The 25,607-nt window shown below is 68.3% G+C and carries 22 protein-coding genes; 16 read left to right on the top strand and 6 right to left on the bottom strand.

The window, feature by feature from the left end:
• Positions 1–3: 3 nt before the first annotated feature.
• Positions 4–909, bottom strand: coding sequence for a LysR family transcriptional regulator (locus Q0L11_RS00580; RefSeq protein WP_296594895.1), 906 nt, complete (start codon positions 907–909; stop codon positions 4–6).
• 278 nt (positions 910–1,187) lie between these two features.
• Here Q0L11_RS00580 and Q0L11_RS00575 point away from each other — a divergent pair, with 278 nt between their 5' ends.
• The 10 genes from Q0L11_RS00575 (at position 1,188) to Q0L11_RS00530 (ending at position 13,085) form a co-directional block, all read left to right on the top strand.
• Positions 1,188–3,539 (top strand): TonB-dependent receptor, encoded by a 2,352-nt coding sequence (locus Q0L11_RS00575; RefSeq protein WP_296594894.1) that lies wholly within the window; start codon positions 1,188–1,190, stop codon positions 3,537–3,539.
• A 22-nt stretch (positions 3,540–3,561) separates the two neighbouring features.
• Positions 3,562–4,905 (top strand): DUF1254 domain-containing protein, encoded by a 1,344-nt coding sequence (locus Q0L11_RS00570; RefSeq protein WP_296594893.1) that lies wholly within the window; start codon positions 3,562–3,564, stop codon positions 4,903–4,905.
• Positions 4,906–4,954: 49 nt separating this feature from the next.
• Positions 4,955–6,331: a DUF1254 domain-containing protein gene (locus Q0L11_RS00565; RefSeq protein WP_296594892.1), complete on the top strand. Its 1,377-nt coding sequence runs from the start codon at positions 4,955–4,957 to the stop codon at positions 6,329–6,331.
• A gap of 443 nt (positions 6,332–6,774) precedes the next feature.
• Entirely contained in the window at positions 6,775–7,434 is a 660-nt protein-coding gene (locus Q0L11_RS00560) for a hydrolase (RefSeq protein ID WP_296594891.1), read from the top strand.
• Between the two features lie 70 nt (positions 7,435–7,504).
• Positions 7,505–8,326, top strand: a complete 822-nt coding sequence (locus Q0L11_RS00555; RefSeq protein WP_296594890.1) for an alpha/beta hydrolase — start codon at positions 7,505–7,507, stop codon at positions 8,324–8,326.
• Positions 8,327–8,344: 18 nt separating this feature from the next.
• The gene (locus Q0L11_RS00550; protein WP_296594889.1) at positions 8,345–8,605 is read left to right on the top strand and encodes a DUF1427 family protein; all 261 of its coding nucleotides are present in this window, start codon (positions 8,345–8,347) and stop codon (positions 8,603–8,605) included.
• Complete coding sequence (locus tag Q0L11_RS00545; protein ID WP_296594888.1) at positions 8,602–10,545, top strand: amidohydrolase; 1,944 nt, start codon at positions 8,602–8,604, stop codon at positions 10,543–10,545. The genes Q0L11_RS00550 and Q0L11_RS00545 overlap by 4 nt, the downstream gene beginning before the upstream one ends.
• A 1-nt stretch (position 10,546) precedes the next feature.
• Positions 10,547–10,978, top strand: coding sequence for a DoxX family protein (locus Q0L11_RS00540; protein ID WP_296594887.1), 432 nt, complete (start codon positions 10,547–10,549; stop codon positions 10,976–10,978).
• Positions 10,975–12,351: an alginate export family protein gene (locus Q0L11_RS00535; protein WP_296594886.1), complete on the top strand. Its 1,377-nt coding sequence runs from the start codon at positions 10,975–10,977 to the stop codon at positions 12,349–12,351. Before Q0L11_RS00540 ends, Q0L11_RS00535 begins: the two co-directional genes overlap by 4 nt.
• 14 nt (positions 12,352–12,365) lie before the next feature.
• A complete protein-coding gene (locus tag Q0L11_RS00530) occupies positions 12,366–13,085 on the top strand; it encodes a YoaK family protein (protein ID WP_296594885.1) in 720 nt (239 codons plus the stop codon).
• A gap of 3 nt (positions 13,086–13,088) precedes the next feature.
• Here Q0L11_RS00530 and Q0L11_RS00525 read toward each other — a convergent pair whose 3' ends face one another.
• Positions 13,089–14,018: a LysR family transcriptional regulator gene (locus Q0L11_RS00525; RefSeq protein WP_296594884.1), complete on the bottom strand. Its 930-nt coding sequence runs from the start codon at positions 14,016–14,018 to the stop codon at positions 13,089–13,091.
• Between the two features lie 122 nt (positions 14,019–14,140).
• On the opposite strand from Q0L11_RS00525, the gene Q0L11_RS00520 reads away from it, so the two are divergent.
• Entirely contained in the window at positions 14,141–14,839 is a 699-nt protein-coding gene (locus Q0L11_RS00520; protein WP_296594883.1) for a pirin family protein, read from the top strand.
• 424 nt (positions 14,840–15,263) lie between these two features.
• Here the strand turns inward: Q0L11_RS00520 and Q0L11_RS00515 are convergent, their stop codons facing one another.
• The 3 genes from Q0L11_RS00515 to Q0L11_RS00505 form a co-directional block, all read right to left on the bottom strand.
• A complete protein-coding gene (locus Q0L11_RS00515; RefSeq protein ID WP_296594882.1) occupies positions 15,264–15,848 on the bottom strand; it encodes a DUF308 domain-containing protein in 585 nt (194 codons plus the stop codon).
• A 128-nt stretch (positions 15,849–15,976) separates the two neighbouring features.
• A complete protein-coding gene (locus Q0L11_RS00510) occupies positions 15,977–16,552 on the bottom strand; it encodes a TetR/AcrR family transcriptional regulator (RefSeq protein WP_296594881.1) in 576 nt (191 codons plus the stop codon).
• 138 nt (positions 16,553–16,690) lie between these two features.
• Positions 16,691–17,551, bottom strand: coding sequence for a LysR family transcriptional regulator (locus Q0L11_RS00505; RefSeq protein ID WP_296594880.1), 861 nt, complete (start codon positions 17,549–17,551; stop codon positions 16,691–16,693).
• An 85-nt stretch (positions 17,552–17,636) separates the two neighbouring features.
• Between Q0L11_RS00505 and Q0L11_RS00500 the strand changes: the two genes are divergently transcribed.
• Genes Q0L11_RS00500 through Q0L11_RS00490 form a run of 3 tightly spaced genes read left to right on the top strand, consistent with a single transcriptional unit; the run spans position 17,637 to position 20,449 of the window.
• Entirely contained in the window at positions 17,637–18,542 is a 906-nt protein-coding gene (locus Q0L11_RS00500) for an oxidoreductase (protein WP_296594879.1), read from the top strand.
• 12 nt (positions 18,543–18,554) lie between these two features.
• The gene (locus Q0L11_RS00495) at positions 18,555–18,854 is read left to right on the top strand and encodes an EthD family reductase (protein WP_296594878.1); all 300 of its coding nucleotides are present in this window, start codon (positions 18,555–18,557) and stop codon (positions 18,852–18,854) included.
• 44 nt (positions 18,855–18,898) lie between these two features.
• Positions 18,899–20,449, top strand: a complete 1,551-nt coding sequence (locus Q0L11_RS00490) for an MFS transporter (protein WP_296594877.1) — start codon at positions 18,899–18,901, stop codon at positions 20,447–20,449.
• A gap of 166 nt (positions 20,450–20,615) precedes the next feature.
• Here Q0L11_RS00490 and Q0L11_RS00485 read toward each other — a convergent pair whose 3' ends face one another.
• The gene (locus Q0L11_RS00485) at positions 20,616–21,707 is read right to left on the bottom strand and encodes an AraC family transcriptional regulator (RefSeq protein ID WP_296594876.1); all 1,092 of its coding nucleotides are present in this window, start codon (positions 21,705–21,707) and stop codon (positions 20,616–20,618) included.
• Between the two features lie 131 nt (positions 21,708–21,838).
• Here Q0L11_RS00485 and Q0L11_RS00480 point away from each other — a divergent pair, with 131 nt between their 5' ends.
• A complete protein-coding gene (locus Q0L11_RS00480; protein ID WP_296594875.1) occupies positions 21,839–23,191 on the top strand; it encodes an MFS transporter in 1,353 nt (450 codons plus the stop codon).
• A gap of 90 nt (positions 23,192–23,281) precedes the next feature.
• Positions 23,282–25,534, top strand: a complete 2,253-nt coding sequence (locus Q0L11_RS00475; protein ID WP_296594874.1) for a TonB-dependent receptor — start codon at positions 23,282–23,284, stop codon at positions 25,532–25,534.
• The last annotated feature ends 73 nt before the right edge of the window (positions 25,535–25,607 follow it).

Raw genomic sequence — 25,607 nt, 5'->3', positions numbered from 1 at the left:
GCGTCAGCCGTCGTCGCGGGGTGGAGCGTTCGTGGCTGTCTTGGCGAGCTTCGCCGCGATCTTGATCATCGGCGACTTCCAGAGCGTGCGGGTCGTCAGCATCCAGCACGCGTAGACGACATCGAGGGTCGTATCGAGCTCGACCAACTGGCCTTTGTCGAGCTGCTCCCTGAACAGGAAGCGCGCGCCGACGGTCATCAGATCGGTGCGCATGGCGCGCTTGATGATCAGGTCGTAGTCGTGGCTGACGACGGCCGTGAAGTTGTCGGCCTCGGCTCGGGTGAGTTGCCCGGCCCAAGCCCTCAGCCCAGGCGTCAGGCCCGGCAGTCCCACCGGGTGCTGCAGAACCTCACGGGGCGAAAGCTTGGGGCGTCCGACCAAGGGGTGACCGGGACGGGCGACGAAGACGATCGGGTCCTCGAACAGCTTCTTGCGGACGAGGTCGCCGTAGTCGGCGGCGTATTCGGAATAGGCGAAGGCGATCTCGACCTTGCCCTGGCTGAGCACCTGAGCCACCCCCGCGCCGGTCTCCTGCACCGTCTGCACGAGCAGTTTGGGGAAGTGCTCGGATAGCAGATGCATGAACTCGGGGAGCGGCTTCAGGCGCGTCGCCGGGCCCACGGCGATCCGGAGGCGCCCGGTCTCCCCGCGCACCAGGTTGCGCAGATCGCGGGTGAGGGCGTCGGCGTCCTGAAGAATGCTTTCCGCCCGCTCGGCCACGAAGACGCCGTACGGCGTCGGACGCGCCGCGCCCTGGTGGCGCTCGAAGAGCTTGACGTTCAGCTGTTCCTCGAGCCGGGCGATGCTCTTGCTCAGCGTGGGCTGCGAAATCCGAAGCCTGCGGGCCGCGACGGTGAAGCCGCCGGCCCGGCACACCTCCAGCACCTGCTGCATATGTCTCAGCTCCATAGCCCTCCTATAGGTGGTCGCTGGCCTTTTGTGGAGCTTGGCGCGGGCGTGGTGGCCGCGGATTCCCACGCGGTCCGGCCCCAAGCCGCAGCTTCCGCTTGGTTGCTATCAGCCTGAAGTCATAAGGCTTCTCGCGCGTCCATCATGCACCCAGGCTATGATGGCGCGACGTCGCCCCGCGCTGACCGACGCCGATGTCGTGTCTAGGTCTCCCGCTCAAGAACGGCCTGGGCCTGCGGACATGACGCAGCCTCCCGGGAACAAGACCGAGGGGAAACATGACCAATTTCAAGCGCTCGCTGTTCGCCGCCGTTGCCGCCGCGGCGCCCCTGTTCGCGACGCCGGCCCTGGCCCAGACAGAAGCGGCGGCCGTCGACGAGGTCGTCGTCACGGCCCAGCGGCGCGAGCAGAACGTCCAGGACGTGCCGATCTCCGTCAGCGCTTTCAGCGAGCGCCAGCTCGAGGCCGCCAATGTGCGCGATGTCCGCGATCTGCGCCGGATCACGCCTAGCCTGTTCATCGCCACGTCGCCGCAGGTCAGCAACACGCGCGTCGCGATCCGGGGCATCGGCAGTTCCGGCAACACAGCCATCGAGCCCAGCGTCGCCGCCTTCATCGACGGGATCTACGTCCCGCGTGTCGGAGCGCTGCTCGGCGGCCTGAACGACGTCGCCGCCGTCGAGGTGCTGCGCGGCCCTCAGGGCACGCTCTTCGGACGCAACGCCTCGATGGGCGCGCTCAATATCCGGACCGGCCAGCCGACCCGGGAGTTCAGCGCCCTCGGAACGCTCAGCTACGGCAACTACGATCGCCGTCGCGCGACCGCGGTGGTCAATGCGCCGGTCGGCGAGACCATGGCCTTCCGGGTGTCGGGCCTGGCCGAGAGCTTCGACGGGTTTGGCCGCAACCAACTGGACGGCAAGCGGGTGGGTCCGTCGGACACCTTCGCGATCCGCGGAACCGGACGGCGGGACATCACGCCGGACCTCACCTGGACGCTCCGGGGCGACTACCAGCACGTGACCGGGACCGGCTCCCCGATCTCGTCGGTCCTGGCGTCGACGGTGACGCCGACGGCGCGAGCGAACTGGACCACGCGTCTCGACCCTGACGGGGCCGGGCCCCTGACCGCGAACCTCCCGGTGCTGGACGACACCTTCAGCCGCCGCGTCAACCAGAGCACGGCCGGCGATCTCGACGACCGCCAGTGGGGCGCGTCGAGCGAGCTGGTCCTGAGCCTGCCGGATGGTCCGACCTTCAAGCTGCTCAGCGGTTACCGCGATTGGTACGATCGCCAGTACGAGGCCAGCGCCGGCGCGGTGCCCTTGCCGCTGATCTCCCGGGATGGGTATTTCTCGTCGAAGATGCACTCGCAGGAACTGCAGGTGCTGTCGCCGCAGGACGGCCTCTTCAATGGGCGCCTGAGCTATATCGCGGGCCTGTACTTCTATCACGAGAAGTATGCGCTCGGAGAAACCTTCGGCCTGCCGCCGACCTACTGCACCGTCTTCCTGCGCAACACCTCGCCGCCCGCCACCGCGAACGCGCGGGTCGCCCAGTGCCTGGCCGGACCGAGCGCCATGGCCTCCGACGTCGACTTCGCGCAGAACACGACCAGCTACGCCGCCTACGGACAGTCGACGTTCAAGATCACCGACGCCTGGGATGTCACGGCCGGCATTCGCTGGACCCGGGACGACAAGGAGGGCAGCTTCTTCACGATTGTTCCGAACACGATCCTGATCGGCACCCGTGCGCCGGAAGCGACGCTGCTCAAGACGTCCAACGAGAAGGTCACCTACCGCCTGAACACGACGTTCAAGCCCACGGACGACATCATGCTGTTCGCGACCTATGCGACCGGCTTCAAGTCGGGCGGCTTCGACTCCGGGGGCGCGGCCCAGGCGCTCAACCAGCGTCGGGTCTTCCGCCCCGAGCTCACGAAGAACCTGGAGTTCGGCGTGAAGAGCGAGTGGCTGGATCGGAAGCTGGTGGCCAATGCGACCCTCTTCCGCACCGACATCGATGACTTCCAGTTCAGGAGCTACGACGGGATTTCGTTCAGCACCCGCAACTCCGGCTCGATCCGGCAGCAGGGCCTGGAATTCGACGTGACGGCGCGTCCGACCCGCAACCTCATGCTCGCCGTGGTCGGAACCCGCCTGGACTCAGAATACCGCAGCTTCGTCGGCGCGCCGGGGCTCCCGGGCTTCGGCGGCATTCAGGACCTCACCGGCCGTCGCCCCGGCTCCTCGCCGAAGTGGCAGGGCAACCTGACCGCCGAGTACGGACATGCGCTTGGCGTGGCCGACCTGCAGTTTTCCGCGCGCACGGATTTCAGCTTCACGAGTTCGCAGAACCTGAGCGCGGCGGGCGACGGCAATCCCCAGGCGATCCAGAAGGGCTACCAGGAATTGAGCGCGCGCCTGTCGGTGTTCCCGGAGGACCGCCGTTGGGAACTGGCGGTCTTCGGCGCCAACCTGACGGACGAAGACTACTGCACGGGCATCTATGCCCAGTTCAGCGACGCGGCCTTCGGTCTTCGCGACGCCGCGACGGGCGGCACGGTGCAGCGGTGCGTCGTGAATGCTCCCCGCACCATCGGTGTCGAGATCAAGGCCAGATACTAGGCGGCGGGCGCCGGAGGCGATGATGACCGTCACCTTCCGCAGCCGACGCGCCGCCCTGCTTCAGATCGCCGCGATGGGCGCCATCGCGCTCGCGGCCGGCGGGGCGCGCGGCGCACCGACGGCGCCCATCGAGCTGAAGCAGGCCGCCGCCGAAGCCTGGCTCTATGGCCTGCCGCTCATCGAGGCCGCCGCCAACCGTGCGCAGTTGCTCTCGTCGGTAGGGGCGAACCGGTTGCTGCATCATCGCAAGCTGGCCACCCCGGCGGACCGATGGGTGACCTCGCCCAACAACGACACGATCTACTCCAACGCGTGGATCAACCTCGCGCGTGGCCCGGTCACCATCGACCTGCCCGCGATCGGCGAGCGCTATGCGAGCTTCGCCTTCATGGACGCGACGGGACGCAACTTCACGGTGCTCGGCTCGCGCACCACGGGTCCGGCCGCGCGGCGCGTGACCCTCGTCGGGCCCGGCCAGGCCACGACGGACCCCTTCGCCGTGCGGGCGCCTTCGGTCTGGGTCTGGTTCCTCGCAAGGTTCCTCACCACCGGGCCGGACGACCTTCCGGCCGTGTGGCGTCTGCAGGATCGGCTGCGAATTTCCGGCGGCGCCGCGGCGCCGGACCACGCCCATGCGGCGAACGACGCGCCGTGGCCAGACTATTTCGCCAGCGTCCAGGCGCTGCTGAAGGAGAACCCGCCACCGCTCGTCGACGCGGCCTTCTTCCAGCGCATTTCGGCGCTCGGCCTGGGAGTGACCGGGGGCTTCGATGCGGCCCGGTTCGACGCGGGGGCGCGGCGTGAGATCGAAGCCGGGGTGACGGAGGCGCGCGCCGCGGCGCGGGCGCCCTGGCGCGGACAGACCGTGGACGGCTGGCTCTATCCGGACCTGCGGCCCGGCGGACCCGACCTTCTTCGCCGCGCGCAGGTGGCGATGAACGGCATCGGCGGTCTGCCGCCGGAAGAGGCGCTCTACCTGCGCGGGGTCGACGCGCAGGGCCGCAACGCCATCGCCGCCGACAAGAGCTGGCGGCTTCATTTTCCCGCGGGCGGCCTGCCGCCGGTGGACGGCTTCTGGTCGCTGAGCATGTACGAGGTGGCCGCAGATTCGAAACGCTACTTCGCCGAGAATCCGATTGATCGCTACTCGATCGGCGATCGCACGCCCGGCCTGCGCACGAACCCTGACGGGTCGCTCGACATCTGGCTGTCGCGTGCGGATCCGGGCGGGCCTCGGACGGCGAACTGGCTCCCACTGCCCGCCGGGCCCGCAGGTTCGCTCACCTTCCGCGCATATCTGCCGCAGGCCCGGTTCCTGAAGGGGGACTATCGCCTGCCGCCGATCCTGCCTGCGGCTGCGGCCTGAGGCACGAGGCGGGAGAGACTGCCGATCGCACCGGGCCGGAGACATTGCAGTGCAAAGACGGACATTCCTGACGGGCGCCGCACTCGCGGCCGCGAGCAGTGGCCTTGGGGCGTCCGCGCGCGCCGCCGCCATCGAAGCCACAACGATCGGCCGCGATACGCCCCTCGACCTTCGCGCGGCCGCCCGCGCCGCCTTCATCTACTTTCTGCCGCTCCTGGAGCTGAGCCGGTTCCATGCGGCGGATATCCGAACGCCGGAGGCCGCCAACGTTCTCACCTCGCACCGGACCCTCCGAGGACCCGAGTCGCGGCAGGTGACGACGCCGAACAACGACACACTCTACACGCGGGGTTGGCTCGACCTGTCGCGCGGCCCCGTGGACGTCGTCATTCCGCCGACCGGCGATCGCTACATCTGCGTCGCCTTCCGCGACATGTTCACGAACAACTTCGCCGTCCTGGGGACGCGGACGACCGGGGGAGGCGGCGGCGTGATCCGGGTCGTGGGTCCAGACGCGCCGCTACCCCCGGGCGCGCTGCGCTCGCCGCACTCGATGGTGTGGCTGTCCTTCCGCATCCTGGTCGACGGACCTCAGGACCTGGAGGCGGCGCGGAAGGTGCAAGACGCCATCGTCACGCGAGGTCCGCCGGGGCGGGTCATGGAGGCCCATGCGGGTCGCGATCTGGAGTGGGAGGCCTACTTCGCGCGCGCCCAACAGCTCATCGACCTCTTTCCGCCGCCCGTCACCGACCTGCGGTTCTTCCGGAGCATTGCCGCCCTCGGTGTCCGGCCCGGCGGCGCGTTTCATGCGGAGCAGTTCACCGAGCGTGATCGCCGACGGATCAGCGAGGGCTTCGCACAGGGGCGGCGCGATGTGCGCGACAGCCATGACTCGGCCGGCGCCGACGGCGATTCCGGCGTCGTCATCCGCGACGGCTGGCGCTATCCCGCGCGCAAGCTGGGCGTCTTCGACCAGGACTATTTCCTCCGCGCCGATTTCGCGCTGCATGGCATCGGCGCGTTGCCGAACGAGGAGGCGATGTATTTCGACGCCGTCGCGCCGGACGGCTCGCTGACGTTCGACAGCGACAGACTGTTTCGACTGCGGTTCGCGCCGGGCCGCCTTCCCCCGGTGAACGCCTTCTGGTCGCTGTCCATGTACGAGGCCACGCCCGAGCGTCAGTCGTTCTTCACCCCCAACAGCCTCAACCGCTACTCCATCGGCGACCGTACGCCGGGGTTGCGCCGCAACAGCGACGGCAGCCTCGATATCTGGATCGGGCGCAACGATCCCGGCGAGGCGCGCCGCGCGAACTGGCTGCCCGCGCCGCAACGCGGCCCCTTCACTATGATGATGCGCGCCTACCTGCCGAAGCCGCAGTTGTTGAACGGCCTCTACATGCTGCCCGCCATCGAAGCGACGTGATCGCGTCTTCCTGCTAGCGCTGCTGCTTCCTGTCCGTGAGCCGACGAGGCGCCGCCCAATGTCCGCTCGTCGGCCCGATCTCAATGTCCGCTTCTGGCGCCGAGCCGACATCTCAGCTGACGCTCGGTCGAACTGGCTGGGCTGCGCTCCCGAAGTGTCGGGGCGGAAGAATTGGATGATCGACTAGCGGCCTTAAAGTCCCGGTCATCCATGGCGCCGATAGGCGCGGGGCGCCAATCGGACGCGCGAGGTGTCGCCGCGGCGACGGCTGCACGGCGTGTGTGCACGATGTCGCCAGCGACCGCGGTCATTCTAATATTTCGAATGGAATGTCGGATTTTATCCAACTTCCTGCGTCGTTCGAGGACTCGTACCTATTGCCTCACGGCGAACGCAGGCCCTGGGGCGCGGCGGGGCCACTCGAAAGAGCCAGGAGAGACTACATGACCATCACCGCCACGCCGACCCCCGCCAAGGGCCTGATTTCTCCCACGAACCATGCCCTCGTCCTGATCGACTTCCAGTCGCAGATGGCCTTCGCCACCAAGTCGATCGACGCCACCCTGCTGCGCAACAACGCCGCCCTGATCTCGAACGCCGCCGCCGGCTTCAAGGTCCCCACCATCCTCACCACCGTCGCCGAGAAGAGCTTCTCGGGCCCGATGTTCAGCGAGATCACCGACGCCTTCCCGGGCCAGAAGCTGCTGGACCGCACCTCGATGAACACCTGGGAAGACGCGGCGGTAATCGACGAGGTCAACCGCATCGGCAAGGACCGCCTGGTGATCGCCGGCCTCTGGACGTCGGTCTGCATCGTCGGCCCGGCGCTCTCGGCGCTGGAGCAGGGGTTCGAGGTCTATGTGATCACCGACGCCTCTGGGGACATCTCGGACGAAGCCCACGAGCGCGCCGTCCAGCGGATGATCCAGGCCGGCGCCAAGCCGATGACCTCCCTGCAGTATTTGCTCGAGCTGCAACGCGACTGGGCCCGGGCTGAGACCTACGATTTCACCACCGGCGTCGCAAAGAGGCTGGGCGGCGCCTATGGCCTGGGCGTCACCTACGCCAAGACCATGTTCGGCGCCTCCGAAGGCGGCCACTGACCTGCTAACCGGGCGGGCTCGCGCGCCCGCCCGTCTCCCTTACATCCCCTCGAGATCAAGGACACGAGTCATGAGCTTCGTGACGACGAAAGACGGTACGCGCATCTTCTTCAAGGACTGGGGCCAGGGCCAACCGGTCGTCTTCTCCCACGGTTGGCCGCTCAGCGCCGACGCCTGGGACGGCCAGATGCTGTTCATGGCCCAGAACGGCTACCGGGTGATCGCCCATGACCGCCGCGGCCACGGCCGCTCCGACCAGCCGGCCACCGGCAACGACATGGACACCTACGCCGACGACCTCGCCGCGGTGATCGAGCATCTGGACCTGAAGGACGCCATCCTCGTCGGCCATTCGACCGGCGGGGGCGAGATCTCGCACTACATCGGCCGTCACGGCACGGGCCGGGTGGCCAAGGTGGTGCTGATCGGCGCGGTGCCCCCCATCATGGCCAAGACCGAGGCCTATCCGAACGGCCTGCCGATCCAGATCTTCGACGACATCCGCAAGTCCGTCTTCGACAACCGCTCGCAGTTCTACCTGGACCTGCCCATCGCGTTCTTCGGGTTCAACCGCGACGGCGTGCAGATCAACGAAGGCCTGCGCCAGTCCTTCTGGGCGCAGGGCATGCAGGGCTCGGCCCTCGGCCAGTACCTCTGCGTCCACGAGTTCTCGGAGGTCGACTACACCGAGGACCTAAAGAGGATCGACGTGCCCGCGCTTGTCATCCACGGGGACGACGACCAGATCGTCCCGATCGCCAACGCCGGCATGCTGTCGGCCAAGATCATCCCGAACGCGACACTCAAGATCTACGAGGGCGCGCCGCACGGCCTGACCGCCACCCACCAGGACCGCCTGAACGCCGACCTGCTGGCCTTCGCCCGCAGCTAGGCGATGGGAGAGCGGACGATGAAACCCTACCTGCTTTCACTGGGCGCGGGTCTGCTGATCGGTGTGATCTACAGCCTGCTCAACGTCCGCTCTCCGGCCCCGCCCGCCGTCGCCCTGCTGGGCCTCATGGGAATTCTCCTGGGTGAACAAGCTCTACCGGTCGCCAAACGGGTCCTAGGCGGGCACGACGTGGCGGCCTTCCTGAGAACGGAGTGCGCGCCCCGGGTGCTGGGCGCGCCGCCGCCCAGGTCCGAGCCCGCCGACAAGGACCACGCATGACCCCGCTCAGCCGCCGCCAGACCCTCGTCGCCGCCGCCGCGACCCTCGCCACCCAGGCCCACGCCGCCGACCGGAAACCCGCCATGACCAAAGATCTGATCCTGACGAACGCCAAGGTCACCACCCTCGACCGGAGCAACCCCCAGGCCCAGGCCGTGGTGATCCGCGACGGCAAGTTCCTGGCGGTGGGGTCGGAGGCCGAAGTCCGCGCCGCCGCGGCGCCCGACGCCACCGTCATCGACGCCAGGGGACGGCGGGTGATCCCGGGTCTGATCGACAGCCACATGCACATCATCCGCGGCGGTCTGAACTACAACATGGAGCTCCGCTGGGACGGCGTGCCCAGCCTCGCGGACGCCATGGCCATGTTGAAGAAGCAGGTTCAGATCACCCCCCCGAACCAGTGGGTGCGCGTGGTCGGCGGCTTCACCGAGCACCAGTTCGCCGAGAAGCGCCTGCCAACGATTGAGGAACTGAACGCCGCGGCGCCCGACACGCCGGTGTTCATCCTGCACCTCTACGATCGCGCCCTCCTGAACGCCGCCGCGCTCCGGGTGGTGGGCTACACCGAGGACACGCCCAACCCGCCGGGCGGCGAGATCGTCCGCGACGCGGCGGGCAATCCCACCGGCCTGCTGCTGGCCCGGCCCAACGCCACGATCCTCTATTCCACCCTGGCCAAGGGGCCGAAGCTGCCGCCCGAGTTTCAGCTGAACTCCACCCTCCATTTCATGCGCGAGATGAACCGCCTGGGCGTCACCGGCGTGATCGACGCCGGCGGCGGCTTCCAGAACTATCCCGAAGACTACGCGATCATCGAGAAGCTGCACGCCAACGACCAGCTGACGCTCCGGATCAGCTACAACCTCTTCACCCAGAAGCCGAAGGAAGAGCTGGCGGACTTCGCGGGCTGGTCGAAGCAGGTGAAGCCCGGCCAAGGCGACGACACCTATCGCCACAACGGAGCCGGCGAGATGCTGGTCTATTCCGCGGCCGACTTCGAGGATTTTCGGGTCGAACGGCCCGAGATGCCGGCGAGCATGGAAGGCGACCTCGAGCCGGTGATCCGGCTGCTGGCCGAGAACCGCTGGCCCTGGCGGCTGCACGCCACCTACGACCAGACCATCACCCGCGCGCTGGACGTGTTCGAGAAGGTGAACCGCGACGTTCCCTTCGACGGGCTCCACTGGTTCTTCGACCACGCCGAGACGATCAGCGATCGCAACATCGACCGGATCGCGGCGCTCGGCGGAGGCATCGCCGTGCAGCACCGCATGGCCTTCCAGGGCGAGTACTTCGTCGAGCGCTACGGCGAACGCGCCGCCGAGGCCACGCCGCCGATCCGCAGGATGCTGGCCGCCGGCGTGCCGGTGGGCGCCGGCACCGACGCCACCCGCGTGGCCAGCTACAATCCCTGGGTCTCGCTGTCATGGCTGGTGACCGGCAAGACCGTGGGCGGCCTTGGTCTCTACCCGCAGGCCAATCGCCTGGACCGCGAAAGCGCCCTGCGCCTCTGGACCGAGGCCAACACCTGGTTCTCGAACGAGCAGGGCAAGAAGGGGCAGATCAAGGCCGGCCAACTTGCGGACCTGGCGGTGCTGTCGGACGACTACTTCGGCGTGGCCGAGGACCAGATCGCCCACCTGGGCGCCGTGCTGACCCTGCTGGGCGGCCGGGTGGTGTACGGCGAGGGCGATTACGCGCCCCTCGCGCCTGACTTGCCCAAGCCGATGCCGGAGTGGTCGCCGGTCCGGGTGTTCGGCGGCTACCAGGACCGCGCAAGGCGCGGGACGGCCGCCCTGATGGCCGCGGCCTGCGGCTGCGCCAAGGCGTGCGGCGTCCACGGCCACGACCACGCCGCCGCGCTCGGCCGCGAGGCGCCGGCCGCCGACGCCCAGGCGTTCTGGGGCGCGTTCGGCTGCGGCTGCTGGGCGGTGTGAGATGGGCGCCCGCAATCCGCCCTCCTTGGTCGCCGCCATCCTGGACGCGCGGCCGGCGCTCTTCGCCGCCAAGCTGGCCCTGGTCAGCGCCTATGTCCTGGGCGGGGTGGTCAAGGCCGCCGACTTTCCGGCTGCCGTCGCCGAGCAGGCCCACTTCGGCCTCGACCCGCCGGCCCTGTTCGCGGCCCTGACCATCGTGGTCGAACTGGTGGGCAGCGCGCTGGTGATGACCCGTCACTGGGCCTGGCTGGGCGCCGGGATGCTGGGCGTCTTCACGGGCCTGGCCGCCCTCACGGCCAACGCCTTCTGGGCGATGCCGGCCGGCCACGACCGCTTCATGGCGACCAACGCCTTCTTCGAGCACCTGGGGCTGATCGGCGGCTTCGTGCTCGTGGCCATGCTGGCGCACCGCGAGACGCGGCCGGTCCTATGATCGCGCGTCGCATCCTTGCAGGTCTGGCGGCGAGCCTCAGCGCCGCGGCGGCCGTGCCGGCCGCCGCGGAACCCGGCGCGCCGCCGACCCTGACGACGACCCGTTTCGACGAGGATTGGTCGCGGCTCGCCGATCCGGCGGCCCGCACCGGTCGCTGGAGCGAGCCCTTCAAATACGTCCCGCTCGGCGGCGCTTCGACCTGGCTGACGACTGGCCTGGAGCTGCGGCTTCGCCAGGAGAGCTATAGCAACAATGAGTGGGGCGGCGCCGCCGCGCCAGACGACGGCTATATGTGGGTCCGCGCCTTGCCCTATGCCGATCTGCACCTGGGCCAGGTCCGCGCGTTCGTCCAACCGATCGCCGCCTACGCCGTCGGTGTCCAGCCCGCGGCAGGGCCCGTCGATCGCACCGGCCTCGATCTGCTGCAGGGCTTCGCGGAGGTCTCCGCGCCGCTGGGCGAGACCACCCTCGTCCTTCGAGCCGGCCGCCAGCTCATGCCGCTCGGCAGCGAACGCCTGGTAGGCGCGCGCTATGGTCCCAACGTCCCGCTGGCCTTCGACGCGGTTCGCGCCGACCTCCACGCGGGTCGGGCGAAGGTCAGCGTCTTCCGGGCGGAGCCCGTGCGCGCCGGCCCCGGGACCTTCGACGACGAGCGCGTCTCGGCCAAGGCCCTCTTGGGCGCCTACGCCACGCTGCCGAACCTCGACCTCTACTATCTGGGGTTCCGCCACCGCGACGCGACCTTCGGCGGCCGGACGGGCGACGAGCATCGCGACAGCTTCGGCGTCCGCAGCTTCGGGCGGGCCGGCGACTGGCGCTGGAACGTCGAAGGCGTGGTCCAGACCGGCCGTTTCGACGGCCGGAAGATCCGCGCCTGGACCGTGGGATCGGAAGGCGGCCGGCGTTTCCCGACTGCGCCGTTCAGCCCGGACCTGACCGTGCGCTTCAACGTCGTCAGCGGCGACACCGACCCCGCCGACGGCAAGCTCGGCACGTTCAACGCCCTCTTTCCCAAGGGCAAATACTTCGGCGAGCTGTCCCCTGTGGGGCCCTACAACATCGTCAGCCTGAACCCGGGCGTCGCGCTCGACCTCGGCAATGACCTCTCCCTTGGCCTGAGCGCCATGGTTTACTGGCGCTACGCACGGGCCGACGGCGTCTACGATGTGCCGGGGAACCTCGTGCGCGGCGCGAACGGCTCGCGCGCCCGCTTTATTGGCAAGGAGGTCGAGGCCACCCTCGACTGGCAGGCCACGCCCGAGCTCGAACTCTCGGCCTCCCTCTCGGCCTTCGAGGCGGGCGCCTTCATCCGCGAGACTGGACCCGCCGAGACCGTCGGCATGTTCGGACTCGAAGCCAATTTCCGCTTCTGACCGGGAGACCGCGCATGTCCCAGCCGCCCGCCCCCGCCGCTTCCGGCCGTGCCGCCGCGCCGCTGCCCTGGCTGCTGCTGCTGCTCTCTGTGACCACGGGTCTGGTGGACGCCATCAGCGTCCTGGGCCTCGGCAAGGTCTTCACCGCTAACATGACCGGCAACATCGTCTTCCTGGGCTTCGCCGCCTCCGGCGCGCCAGGGTTCAAGGTGGCGCCCTATGTCGTGGCGATCACCGCGTTCCTGGCCGGCGCCGCGGTCGCCGGCCGAACGGGAAAGGCGCACGCCGATCGCAGCCTGGCGCGCTGGCTACTCACGTCGGCGACGATCGAAGCGATCCTGTTGTGGGTGGCGGCGATCTTCGCCGTCGGCCTCGACATCGCAGCGGGGACGCCCGAAGCCAACGTCTACGCGATCATCGCGCTGACGGCGATCGCCATGGGCTACCGCAACGCCACGATCCGTCAGCTGAAGATCCCCGACCTGACGACGACAGTCCTGACCCTCACGCTCACCGGTCTCGCCGCCGACTCCACCGTCGCCGGCGGCTCGAACCCCAACTGGGCGCGGCGGATCGGCAGCGTCGTGGCGATCTTCGGCGGCGCGGCCCTGGGCGCCTTGCTGGTCACGCGCACCGGACTGGTGATCCCGCTGGTCCTGGCCGGTGGCTTGGTGTTGGCGGGCACCCTGGCCTGCGCCCTACACCCGGGCGCCCGGAACCCGGCCCACGTCTGAGGCTCAGATGTCGGTGAAGCCGGCTTCCTCCCGGTCGTCGGCGCCCATCCGGACGAACTGGTCCAGCAGCCAGGAGGCCGCGGGTCCGGGGGGCGCGTCCCGCCGCCAGACGCCGGCGAACCGATAGGTGCCCCCGGCGTGGTCGGGCATCTGCAGTCGAACCAGTGTCCCGGCCACGAGGTCCGGCTCGATCATCGGCAGCGGCATGTTCCCCCAGCCGACGCCCTCACGCAGCAGAGCATGCTTCGCGCCCAGGTCGGCCAGTCGCCAGGTCCGCGGGCTCATCACCGAGAAGTCCTGGCCCGCGGTAAACGGAGAGCGGTCGCTGAGTACGAGCTGCACGTAGTCGCGCCCGGCCCCTGGCGCGATCCGTTCCATCCGTCCCAGCGGATGGTCGGGCGCCGCCACCGGGACCATCGGCACCGAACCGGCGTTGACACACTCCACGCCCTCGACGCCCGCCGCCAGCGGACCCGAGACACCGACCCCAGCCTTGCGGTCCAGAACCAGGGCGGTGATGGCCCCCAGCGCCTCGACGTGCAGGCGCAGCGAGACCGTCGGAAACGCCTGGGCGAAGGTCCTCAGGATCTTCCCCAGCCGCTCCGCCGGCAGCATCACGTCGACGGCCAGGTCGACCTCGGCCTCAAGACCGTCCAGCAGCCCTTTCACCTTGGCGCGCAGGCTGTCGATCCCGTGCGCGATGGTGCGCGCCTCCGCCAGCAACGCCCGGCCTGCCACCGTCAGCTGCGGCTTGCGCGAGCCCTCGCGGTCGAACAGCACCACGCCCAGCTGGGCCTCGAGGTTGCCGATCCCGTAGCTGATCACGGAGACGGCGCGGTTCAGGCGGCGTCCCGCTCCCGCGAAACTGCCCGCGTCGACCACGGCCAGGAAGGTGCGCAACTGCTCGAAGGTGGGTGTGCCCGGGTTGGCCAATGTTCAACTCCATCGATCATTTTGTCCGATCTTATGCGACTGAACTGGAATGGCTGCCAGGGCTAGGTTCGCCCCATCGGATCACCCCGGCGCAAGGCCGGCCCCAACTTCGGAGCCACTCCATGATCGAACTTCGTCCCTATGAGAGCCTCGGCGGAGAGAACCACGGCTGGCTGGACGCCAAGCACCACTTCTCGTTCGCCAACTACCGCGATCCCAACCGCACCAACTGGGGTGCGCTGCGGGTCTGGAACGACGACACCATCGCCCCCAACACGGGGTTCCCACCGCACCCGCACCGCGACATGGAAATCATCACCTATGTCCGCGAGGGCGCCATCACCCACGAGGACAACCTGGGCAACAGGGGGCGCACCGAGGCTGGCGACGTTCAGGTAATGTCGGCCGGATCGGGCGTGACGCACTCCGAGTACAATCGCGAAGGTGTCACCACCAAGATCTTCCAGATATGGATCATTCCCTCGGAGAGCGGCGGGCAGCCCAGCTGGGGCGCGAAGCCTTTCCCCAAGGGCGATCGCAGCGGGCGCTTCGTGACCCTCGCCTCCGGCGTGACGGGTGATACGGACGCCTTGCCGATCCGGACCGACGCCCGCGTCCTGGGTGCGACCCTGAAGGCCGGGGAGACGGCGGAATACGCCATCGGCGCGGAGCGTAGGGCCTACGTCGTTCCGGCTGCGGGCTCGGTTCGTATCGGCGAGGTCACGGCGCAAGCCCGCGACGGCGTGGCCATCGCGGGCCTGGAGGCCTTCACGGTCACCGCCCTCGAGGACAGCGAGATCGTAATGGTCGACGCTGTCTGATCGCAACGCGGCCTCGCCGTGTCCGAACCTGCCGGAGGCGGACGACATTGCCAACATGGCGGTAGGCGACCGTCGGCCTAAGGTGAGGCGGCGCGTTCGATGCTCGCGCAAAGCCGACCTCTGCCGCCGTGGACGGTCGGCGCCGCTCGAGCCTCCGAAGCGGCTCTAACGTGTCGTTGAGAGTGTCGGCGGTCGAGCGTCTGCTTTCGGGCCCGGCCCCAATGTCTGCAAGTGGCGCGAAGGCGGCGCGATCGTTGAGCGACCCGTCCGCCAGCTTCATGGCGATGATTCCGCCGATGCCCTGCGCATCGGGGTGATCAGGGCGCGCTTGCCAAGTGACGGGCTGTGGATGCGCTCCTGGACAGGCTGTTGGAGGGCGGCCCCACGCCACTCGACGGCGGCGTGGGCGCGTCTGCGGTGGAGGCTATCCGGCAACGTGAGCGGGGCTGCGAGGCCTGGCCCACACGGTCAGCCAGATGGCCGACAGAAAGAAGTAGAAGGCGCCGAAGGCAGCGTAGGGCGCCACCGTGGTGACATCGAGGGGAAAGCCTGCGGCCGCCCGCTTGAAGAAGAAGGCGCCCGCCAAGACGGACTGGCCGCCGCTCAGCACCATGGCCCATTGGGCGCCCGCCACCTTCCACCGGCGAATTCCCGTGGCGAGCTGAAGCAGGCCCGAGAGGATCGCCCAGCCCCCGAAGACCTGGATCACGGCCGGTATGCCGATATTGAGCGCAACCGCGACGAATGCCGCTGTGATGACGCTGGTGGCGAGGTTGACGGTCTGGGTGGGGTTGGCCCGCAGGCCGCCGCTCCTGTGCGCATCGATCAGGTTCGCCAGCGCGTCCCAGGCGGGATAGGCCACGAACAGCACGGCCCCGAACAGGGGCGAGTTCCTGCCGATGGCGACGGCCAGGGCGATCCAGCCGATCGAGACGATCGCCCGCACGAAATAATAGGTCCGCAGCCACTGTGTCTGAGGCGAGGCGAGCGAGGACGGGGGGCGCGGCATGGCCAATCTCCTGTGTGGACTAGCTACCAGCAGGTAGCGAGCCTACCAACTAGTAGGTAGGCTGATGACTTACAATGGTCGACTGCCTCCCGCGTGTCAGAAGTTCCGAGAGCTCGCGCGGAGCGGCCTCAGCTCCGGTCGGTGCGCATCCGCGCCAGGAAGGCGTCGACGACGAAGTTGAACTTGCCGGGATCGCCGTAGGCGCGGGCCATCACCATCGCGCCATAAAGGGTGGTCTGGAAGAATTGAGCCGAGGTGTCGGGCTCGAGTTCCAGTTGGATCGCGCCCTGGCGGACGCCCAGCGCCATGACACGCTTGAGCCACTCGCCGAGGTCGTTGAAGTGCCCGCGCACGGCGACGCCCACTTCCTCGGGCAGGCCGGGCAGCTCGACCGCCAGAACGCCGGCCAGGCAGAACGGCTCCGACTGGTCCTCGATACAACGCTTCCAGTAGTTCACATACGCGAGCAGCTGCGCCATGGCGTCAGGCTCATCGTTCTCCAGCGCCGCGATCTGTTCGCGTATGGCCGCGCGCTGCTGTTCCACGACCGCGACCACCAGATCCACCTTGGAGGGGAAGTGATGGTGGATGCTCGCCTTGCGGATGCCGAGGCGCTCCGCCAGGTGCGCGTAGCTGAACCCGTTGTACCCGGCGTTCACGATGAGCCGACCGGCTTCATCAATCAGCTTGTCTGCGGTGCTCATGCGACGCGATCTACCTTCTGGTAGGTCGATATAGCCGCGTGGGCCGCCGGGACAAGGCGCGCCGGCTGCCATATCGAAGCGCTGGTCCGACGCTCAGACCTGTTCGCCAGATGGGCCGGTCGGCGATCGGGGCGGGGATCAGGCCGGCGGTGTCGCCAGGTGGTCGGTCACCGTGGCGATGAAGGCGCGAAGGCGCTGGAGCCGCCTCAGGTCCCGGTGATAGCCCATCCAGATATCGCGGCCCGGCGGGTCTGACGGCAGGCGTAGGCGGCGCAGGCCCGGCGCCTGGTCGCCCACGACCTGGGGCAGGACCGCGATCCCGACGCCTTGGCGGCAAAGCCACGCCTGCACGTTGCGATTGTTCGACGCCAGAACCGGGCGAGCGTTCGGAAAGCTTTCCCGCAGCCAGGCGATGTCGGGAAACTGTCCCGTCGAGGTGTCCATGGTGATGAGGCTGCAGCCGGTTCCGTCGCCGAAGACGGGCTCGGGGTGTTCCGCCGCCACGTAGGCGCCGTAGCTCAGACGGACCAGCCGTCGCTGGACGACGTCCGGCGCGTCGAACGGGACGATCCGAAAGGCGATGTCGGCCTCCCGCTGCGCCAGGCTGAACAGCCGCGTCCCGGTGAGAAGCTCGAGGTGGACATGGGGGTAGGTCTTCACGAAGGCGCCGATGATCGGCGGCAGAACATAGGCGCCGAACCAATCGGCCGACGAGATCCGCAAGCTGCCCTGAAGGTCCTGTTCGCCTCCCGCCAGACGCCGCTGCATCGCCAGGGCGCCGTCTTCCATCTGCTCGGCCAGGGCGGTGATGGCCAGGCCTTCCTCGGTCGGCACCAGCCCATCGGCGGTCCGCTGGAACAGCGTGTGGCCGGTGGCCTGCTCCAGCGCGCGAAGCCGGCGCCCGACGGTCGGATGACTCAGGCCCAGCCTCTTCGCCGCACCCGCCAGCGTCCCGGCCCGGGAGATGGCGAGGAAGATCCTGACATCGCTCCACTCCACCTCGTCACCCGTACAATAATGAACGCCTGCCGAACATTATTGTCGCTTCCTGAACAAATCCAACCACCTAAATTCCGTCTGCGCTTTGGAGCCGCGCAGCCTGACCGGGTGTCGCCGAGCCGCGCGCACGCAAATGCATCCGAAGGAGTGGATCGTGAAAACTTGGCTGATCACAGGCTGCTCGACCGGGCTGGGCCACGCGCTCGCCGAAGCCGTCGCCCGCCGCGGCGATCGTCTCGTCGCGACCGCGCGATCCACCAGATCGCTGGAGGCGCTGCGCGAGCGGCACCCTGACACGGTGCGCTGCACGCGCCTCGACGTCACCCATCCCGGCGACGCCGCCGCCGCGGTCGCGCTGGCGGAAGGCGCCTTCGGCGGCCTGGATGTCCTGGTCAACAATGCCGGCTTCGGCTTCATCGGGGCGATCGAGGAGGCCGAGCCGGACGAATACCGGCCTCTGTTCGAAGCCAACCTGTTCGGCCTCATCGAAACGACCCGCGCGGCGCTGCCGGCGCTGCGTAGGCGCCCGGGCTCGCGCATCCTCAACCTGTCCTCGGGCGCCGGCCTCTCCGGCACGGCGGGCTTCGGCTACTACAACGCCACCAAGTTCGCGGTGGAGGGCCTGTCCGAAGCGCTCGCGGACGAGCTTCGTCCCCTGGACGTCAAGGTCATCATCGCCGAGCCCGGCCCTTTCCGCACCGAGTTCCTGGGCCGCTCGATGGCCGCCGCCAGGCGCCGGATCGACGCCTATGCAGGCACGGCGCACGGCCGACTGCAGTATCGCGAAACCAACGACGGGCGGCAGGCGGGCGATCCGGCCAAGGCCGTCGCCGTCATGCTGCGCGCGGTCGATGCGGAAAACCCGCCGCTCCACCTCCCGCTCGGCCCCGCGGCGCACGCCATCGTCGAACGCAAGTTCGCGGCGTTCCGCGCGGATGTGGCGGCATGGCGGGACATCTCGATCGCTACCGATTTCGACAACCCGGCCTGAGCGGTTCTTCCGATGACCACCATGTTCGTGACCTATGCGGGTGACACCGACACCCCCTTCAACCGCGCCCACTGGATCAACGTCCACCTGCCGCTCGTGCGGGAATGCTGGGGACCCTACGGCCTGGAGCGCGTCGGCGGCTTTTTCCCGGGCGACGACGGCGTCGGCCTGATCGCCGTCGCCGCCTGCGTCTTCCGCGACAGACCGGCCATGGAGGCGGCGCTGGCCTCGCCGCGGACGGCGGAGGTCATGGCCGACGTCGAGCTGGTCACGGCCGTCAAGCCGCAGCGCAGCCTCGCCACGCCCCTGTAAGGGCGCGGCCCACCCGAAGCACGATCGCTGTGGCGGACGCCGCGATGCTCGCGCACGCCGTCCCTACCGACCCGGCGAAGTTCACCCTGGCAAGAGAAGGCGCCACCAGAATGAGCGCATTGCGACCCATACCGCGCGCGCCGTCGGCGTCGACGGACGACGACCCGCCGGACCCCCGCCGCTGGGCGATGTTCGTCCTCCTGCTCGTCGGGGCGTTCCTGCCGCCGCTGGACTTCTTCATCGTCAATGTCGCGCTCCCCTCGATCCAGAGGAACCTGGGCGCCTCGTCGTCGGCCGAACAGCTCGTCATTTCCTCCTATGCCGCGCTCTACGCGGTGACCCTGACGACCGGCGGGCGGCTTGGCGATCTCTACGGCCGCGGCCGCATGTTCTTCATCGGGCTCACCGGCTTCGCCTTCGCGTCGCTGATCTGCGGGTTCGCGGGGTCGCCGTGGGCGCTGGTCGCGGGACGCGCTTTGCAGGGCGCCACGGCGGCGATGATGGCGCCCCAGGCGCTCGCCTCGGTCCACGCGATCTTCCCCGAACGAGAAAAGCCGCTGGCGCTCGGCATCTACGGCGCGGTCTTCGGCCTGGCCTCGGTGATCGGCCAGGCCCTGGGTGGCGTCCTGATTTCGCTCGATCTCCTGGGCCTGGGCTGGCGGACGATCTTCCTGGTCAATCTGCCCGTGGCGGGGCTGGTCGTCCTCCTTGGTGTGCCGTTGCTGAAGGACACGCGGGCGCGCCATGCGAGCGGCCTCGATCTCGGCGGCGTGGCGCTCTCGATCGCCGCGCTCGGAACCCTGATCGTTCCGTTGATCGAGGGGCGCCAGGCCGGCTGGCCCTGGTGGTCATGGCTGTCGCTGGCCGCATCGCCGATGCTGGCGCTTGTCTTCTGGCGACACGAGGCGCGCCTCGCCCGCGTCGGCGGAGCGCCCCTTGTCGATCCGCGCGCGCTGGGGGCGCCGGGCTTGGGCCGCGCGCTGTTGATCGCGTTGCTGTTCTATGCGATCGGCGCCTTCTTCCTGTTGTTCTCGGTCTATCTGCAGGGCGCGCTACACATTTCCCCGCTGCGCGCGGGCCTCACATTCCTCCCCTTCGGGGCCGGCTTCCTGTTGGGTCCGCTGTCGACACCGTTTCTGCGGCGCATCTTCGGCGACTACGTCAATCCGATCGGCCTCGGCCTGGAGACAGCAGGCTTCGCCGGACTGGCCTGCCTCGTTGCCGCGACTTCGGTTGGCGCGGAGCCCAGGGCCGCTCTACTGTCGCCCATCCTGTGGGCTATCGGCTTCGGTCAGGGACTGGGATTGCCGACCCTGATGCGGATGGTCACTGGGCGCGTCGATCCGGCGCTTTCAGGGATGATCGCCGGGCTCGTCAGCTCCACCTTGCAGGTCGGCACTGCCCTCAGCGTGGCGGTCATCGGGGGGATCTTCTATTCGGTCCTTGGACCTCGTCATGATCCAGCGGCCATCACCGAAGCCTTCGTGGTTGCCCTGGTGTGCATCGGCGTCTGTCTCGGGGTCGGCGCAGCACTCGGCGTTACCCTGGCGCGACGACCTGCCTCTGCCGCGCCGCCTTCTCAGGCCCATTCCTGATCGGTCTGCGGCGGCGCAGATCGTCCACCGCACCGCGGTGCTGCGGGTGAGCGGGCCGAAGGTCGGCTATCTGCACCGATCCCAAGTTCTGCTTGTGGCGCTAAGCAGACAGCTCCGAGCAGCCTGTATCGCCCGCAATCGGGGACTGAGCCTGCGAGATGCGATCTCAACCGCGCCGCACCTCCGCAAAGGTTCGGCCAGTCCACCGTTTGACGGCGCGTCTTAGGTTGGAGCTGTCGCTGAAGCCAACCTTCCAGGCGATGTCGTCGGCGCTGATGCGGGTGGTCTGAAGGTATTCCAGCGTCAGGCGCTTGCGGACCTCGTCGGCGATGCTCGCGAAGCTATGTCCGGCGTCGTCGAGCCTGCGCCGCAGCGTACGCTCGGTCATGCCCAGGCGCTGGGCGACCGACGGCATGGACGGCGAGCGGTTCGGCGCGAGCATCAGGAGTTGGTAGACATCGCCGGCAACGCCCGTGGTCATGTTGGCCTCGCCCGCTAGGCGGTCGCAGGTGTCCTCGAGCATGGCGCGGGTGAGGCGATTTGCCAGCTCGGGGGCCTGCTCCAGGATGCTCGCCGGATAGTGCAGTTCGTGGCCCGCCTCACCAAAGCGGCACGGGCAGCCGAGGGCGGCCTCGTCGGCGGCCGTCCTGCCATTGTCGGCCAGGCCGAAGCACGCTTGCAGCGGACGAGTCTCGGGTCCGACCACGTCGCGCATGTGGGTGGAGGTCATCATCATCTGCTGGCGCAGCAGGAAGTTGCGGAGATCCTCGCTCATGAGGTCGCTGTAGATCTCGGTGAACGTCCAGATCGCGCGGTCGCCATCCTGCCGCCATCCCAGTTGCTGGATTGGCGTCGCGAGCGGCTGGTAGCGAACGGCGAAGTCGAAGAAGTCGCGCATCGTGGGCGAGCACATGAGGGCATAGCCGTACATGCCGTAGGCTGACAGGTGCAGGCGGGCGCCGATCTCATAGGCGACGTCGAGGTCGATCCCGCTTCGCACGGCGTTCTCGCATGCCGCCAGGTACTGGCGGATCGAGGTCAGCGTATGCGGGTCGCGAACGTCCGCGTCGCTCAGTCCCGTGCCCTCAAGCACCGCCGTAGCGCTCAGGCCGTGCGAGGCCAGGGTGTCGATCAGGGTGGCGATCTTGTACGGCGCGAAGGTCTTCTGATTGGGAAGCGGGCGCGGCAGCAGCGGACCGACCGTCGGCGCGTGGCCGGTCACCGATCCCGGCGGGGCGGGGTCGCGTCCTGGCGTCATGACATTCGTCTCGCGGCAACTTTGACCGGCAAAGACATATATGTGTCCGCCAAAGACCTCAAATCTCGGGCCGGCTTTCCTATTGTGACGTCACAGCCGGCGCAGATCGGCCGCGTAGGGAAGGACGTCACGTGACAGGGACCAACGCCGCGACGGCGCGCGGCTCGACGGTGAGACTGGCGCTTACCTCGTCCGTGGCCGCGGGCGTCGAATGGTACGATTTCTTCGTCTACGGGACAGCAGCGGCGCTGGTCTTTCCGCACGTCTTCTTCTCGCCCGGCCTGTCGCCGCTCGTGGCTCAGCTGGCCGCCTTCAGCACGTTTGCTGTGGGCTTCATCGCCAGGCCGCTCGGCGGCGTCGTTTTCGGGCATTTCGGCGATCTGCACGGGCGCAAGACCACCCTGGTGGCGGCGCTGATGATTATGGGCGTTTCCACGCTGCTCGTCGGCCTGCTGCCGACCTATTCGGCGGTGGGGATGTGGGCGCCCCTGATGCTGATCGCCCTGCGCTTCGTGCAGGGGTTCGCGGTCGGCGGGCAGTGGGGTGCGGCGGCGCTGATCGCCATCGAGAACGCGCCTGACGGTCGTCGCGGCCTGTTCGGCAGCTTCGTCCAGATCGGCGTCCCGTCCGGCGTGATCCTGGCCAATGTCGCCTTCATGCTCTCCGACGGGACAATGGACCGCGCGGCCTTCGAGGCGTGGGGCTGGCGGATTCCCTTCCTGCTGAGCGTCGTCGTGGTCAGCCTGGCCTTCTACGTGAACACGCGGATGCACGAGTCCCGCGAGTTCGTGGCGGCCGCGGCCAAGCGGGCGGAGAGCGCAGCGCCGGAGGCCCGGCGAGGCTCGCCGATCCTCCAGGTCATCGCGTCCAGCTGGCGGCGAATCCTCTTGGCAGGCGGGGCCTTCATCGCCAGCAACGCCTGCTTCTACGTCATCATCACCTGGGTGATCTCGTACGGGACGACGCAGCTCGGATTGTCGCGCGAGCTCATCCTGGGCGGCGTGATGTTCGGCAGCGTCTGCATGATCCCGGCGCTCCTGCTCGTCGCCGCCGCGTCTGACCGGTACGGCCGCTACGGCCTGTTCAGGCTGGGTTGCATGACGACCGGCCTGTGGTCGTTCGCCTTTTTCCCGCTGCTGGAATCGGGCACGCCGCTCGGCGTCGGCGCCGCCATTGCGGTCGGTCTGTGCTGTGTCGCCATGATGTATGGCCCGCAGGCGGCGCTGTTCGCCGAGCTGTTCCCGGCTGAGCTGCGGTATTCGGGAGCGTCGCTGGGCTACCAGATTGGCGTCCTGCTGGGCGGCGGCTTCGCGCCCATGATCGCCACGGCCCTGTTCGCCGGATCGCAGAACAGTCTGAGCGTGGGCGGCTACATGGCCGTGACCTGCCTCGTATCGCTGGTCTGCGTGTCCTGGCTGCATGGCCACCGCGAGGCCAGCGAACCCGTCACTTCCGTCAGAACAAGCCGTCGGCGCGGCGATTGAGAGTTCGCGGTCGGCAGGCCGCCAAACCACAGGGACCGAAGCCACAGACTTCGGACTGCAGCGATCGAACGATCGAGGGAGGGTAAGAGAATGAAGCGCAATTTGAGCCACCGAGCGGGCATGCTGGCCACTGGCGTCGCGGCTCTGTTGGGGGGCGCGGCCCTGCCGGCGATGGCCTGGGCCCAGGGCCAGCCGGACAAGAATGCCCTGGAGGAAGTCGTCGTCACGGCGGAGAAGCGGGCGGAGGGCCTGCAGAATATCCCCATCGCCATCACGGCGGTGACCGCCGCAACGCTGGAGAAGGCCGGCATCAGGGAAGTGGGCGACCTTGTCCAGCTGACGCCCAGCCTGCAGTTCGGCACCAAGTCCACCAACGTCTTCATCGCCATGCGTGGCATCGGCCAGGCGGGTCAGGACATCGGCAGCCAGTCGGGGGTGACGGTGTCTCTGGACGGCGTTCCGCTGCTCAACCACTTCATGATGAACCCGTCCTTCATGGACATCGAACGCGTGGAAGTCCTGCGCGGCCCACAGGGCACGATCGCCGGCCGCAACGCCACGGGGGGCGCCATCAACATCTACAGCAAGGGACCGGCCCGCGACGACGATGGCAGCCTCGTCTTCACGGCCGGCAACCGCTCGCGACTTGGTCTGAAAGGGCACGTCAACAAGGTGTTCTCTGACCAGCTTGCGGGGCGCCTCGCGTTCCAACGGGAGGAGGCCAAGGGCTGGCTCAAGAATGACTTCATCGGCAAGCGCAACGACGACACCGACGTTGCGCAGGTGCGCGGCCAGCTGCTGTTCACGCCGACAGAGGCGTTCAGCGTCCGCGCCCTGCTCGAATACACCAAGGACCGCAGCGATCCCGGCTTCAGCCAGATCCTACGCCGCGCCGATCCAGCCCGGCCGACGGTCCCGGAACTGCCGACCTACGCCTTCCCGCGCAACGACCCAAAGAACCTGACCTTCTACTTCAACGAGCCGAATCACCGGGACGTGGAGGATGTTCGGGCGACGGCGGTGGCCACTTGGAACATCGCGCCGAACGTGACCTTGACGTCGACCACGGGCTTCATCGATCACGACATCGACCTCACGGACCTGGACGTCGACGCCACGCCGGCGAACAGCTCGCGCTTCGACCTGATCGGCCTCTACGCCAAGCAGGTGACACAGGAGTTCACGCTGACGGCCGACCTCAGCGAGCGAGCGGACCTGGTGGCAGGCGCCTTCTACATGCGCGGCGATAGCAGCGAGCCGCTCTACCTCAGCCTCGCCACCTTCAAGAACTATCTCGTCTACCTGCCCGAGGAGACGCTGAAGTCGTACGCAGCCTACGCGCAGTTCCGGTATCAGATCACCGACCAGCTCCGCGCCACAGTCGGCGGGCGATACACGACCGATGACAAGTCCTATCAGATGGACTCCTCCGTCGGCGGCGCGCCGCGCCTGAGTTCGGACTCTGGCAAGTTCAGCGCGTTCACGCCGCGCGTCGTCCTCGACTACACGCCCACGGACGACACCCTCATCTACGCCAGCGTCTCGCGCGGCTTCAAATCGGGCGGCTTCAATACGCTGGGCGACGTCTCGCTGCCGGTAAACCGCTTCAATCCAGAGTACGTCTGGAACTATGAGGCTGGTCTGAAGGCCATGATGTTCGACCGCAAGCTGCGGATGGGACTGACCGGCTTCTACGCCGATTACACCAACCTGCAGCAGACCGTGTTCCGGCTGAACGACGCGACACAGGTCCGCTTCCCGCGGGTGGAGAATTCGACGGCGGCGAAGATCAAGGGCGTGGAATTCGAGGCTGAAGCCAACCCCGTTCGTGGTGTGCGGCTGACCGGCGCGGTCACCTACCTCGACGCCAAGTTCGGCTTCTTCTGCAACAACGATCCGCTGTACCCGACCGCGCCCACGTCGCCATCCTGCATCGGCGCGACACGGGACGGCGCGCCACTCCCGGCCGGGGCGGTTCAGCTGCGTGGCAACTCCCTGACCCAGGCGCCGGAGTGGCAGTACAACGTCTCCGCCCAGTACACCTTACCCGTCTCTGACACCGTGAACCTGACGGGGCGGGCGGATTACAAGTGGCAAAGCCGGACTTACTTCGACATCTACAACAATCGGCAGAACTCTCAGGGCGCCTATGGCCTGCTGAACCTCTCGGTCGAGGTCGCGGCGCAGGACCGCGCCTGGTCGGTGCTGGCCTGGGTGCGCAACGCGGCTGACAAGCGCTACGTCAGCCAGGGGTCCGCGGGATCGGGCGCCAATGCGGCGGTCACCGGCTCCATGGGCATGCCTCGAATGTTTGGCGTCACGCTGAGCCGCTACTTCCAGTAGCCCGACTGAATGAGCTCCGCCTCCTCGCGGCTGAGCTTACGGCCCTCCGCTTGACGGTTGGCTCTGTGGGTGT

Origin of the sequence: Phenylobacterium sp., assembly GCF_024508875.1 — a bacterium.
Taxonomy (GTDB): Bacteria; Pseudomonadota; Alphaproteobacteria; order Caulobacterales; family Caulobacteraceae; genus Phenylobacterium.
The sequence above is the reverse complement of the archived record's forward strand: the minus strand, read 5'-3'. Positions and strand labels throughout refer to the sequence as shown.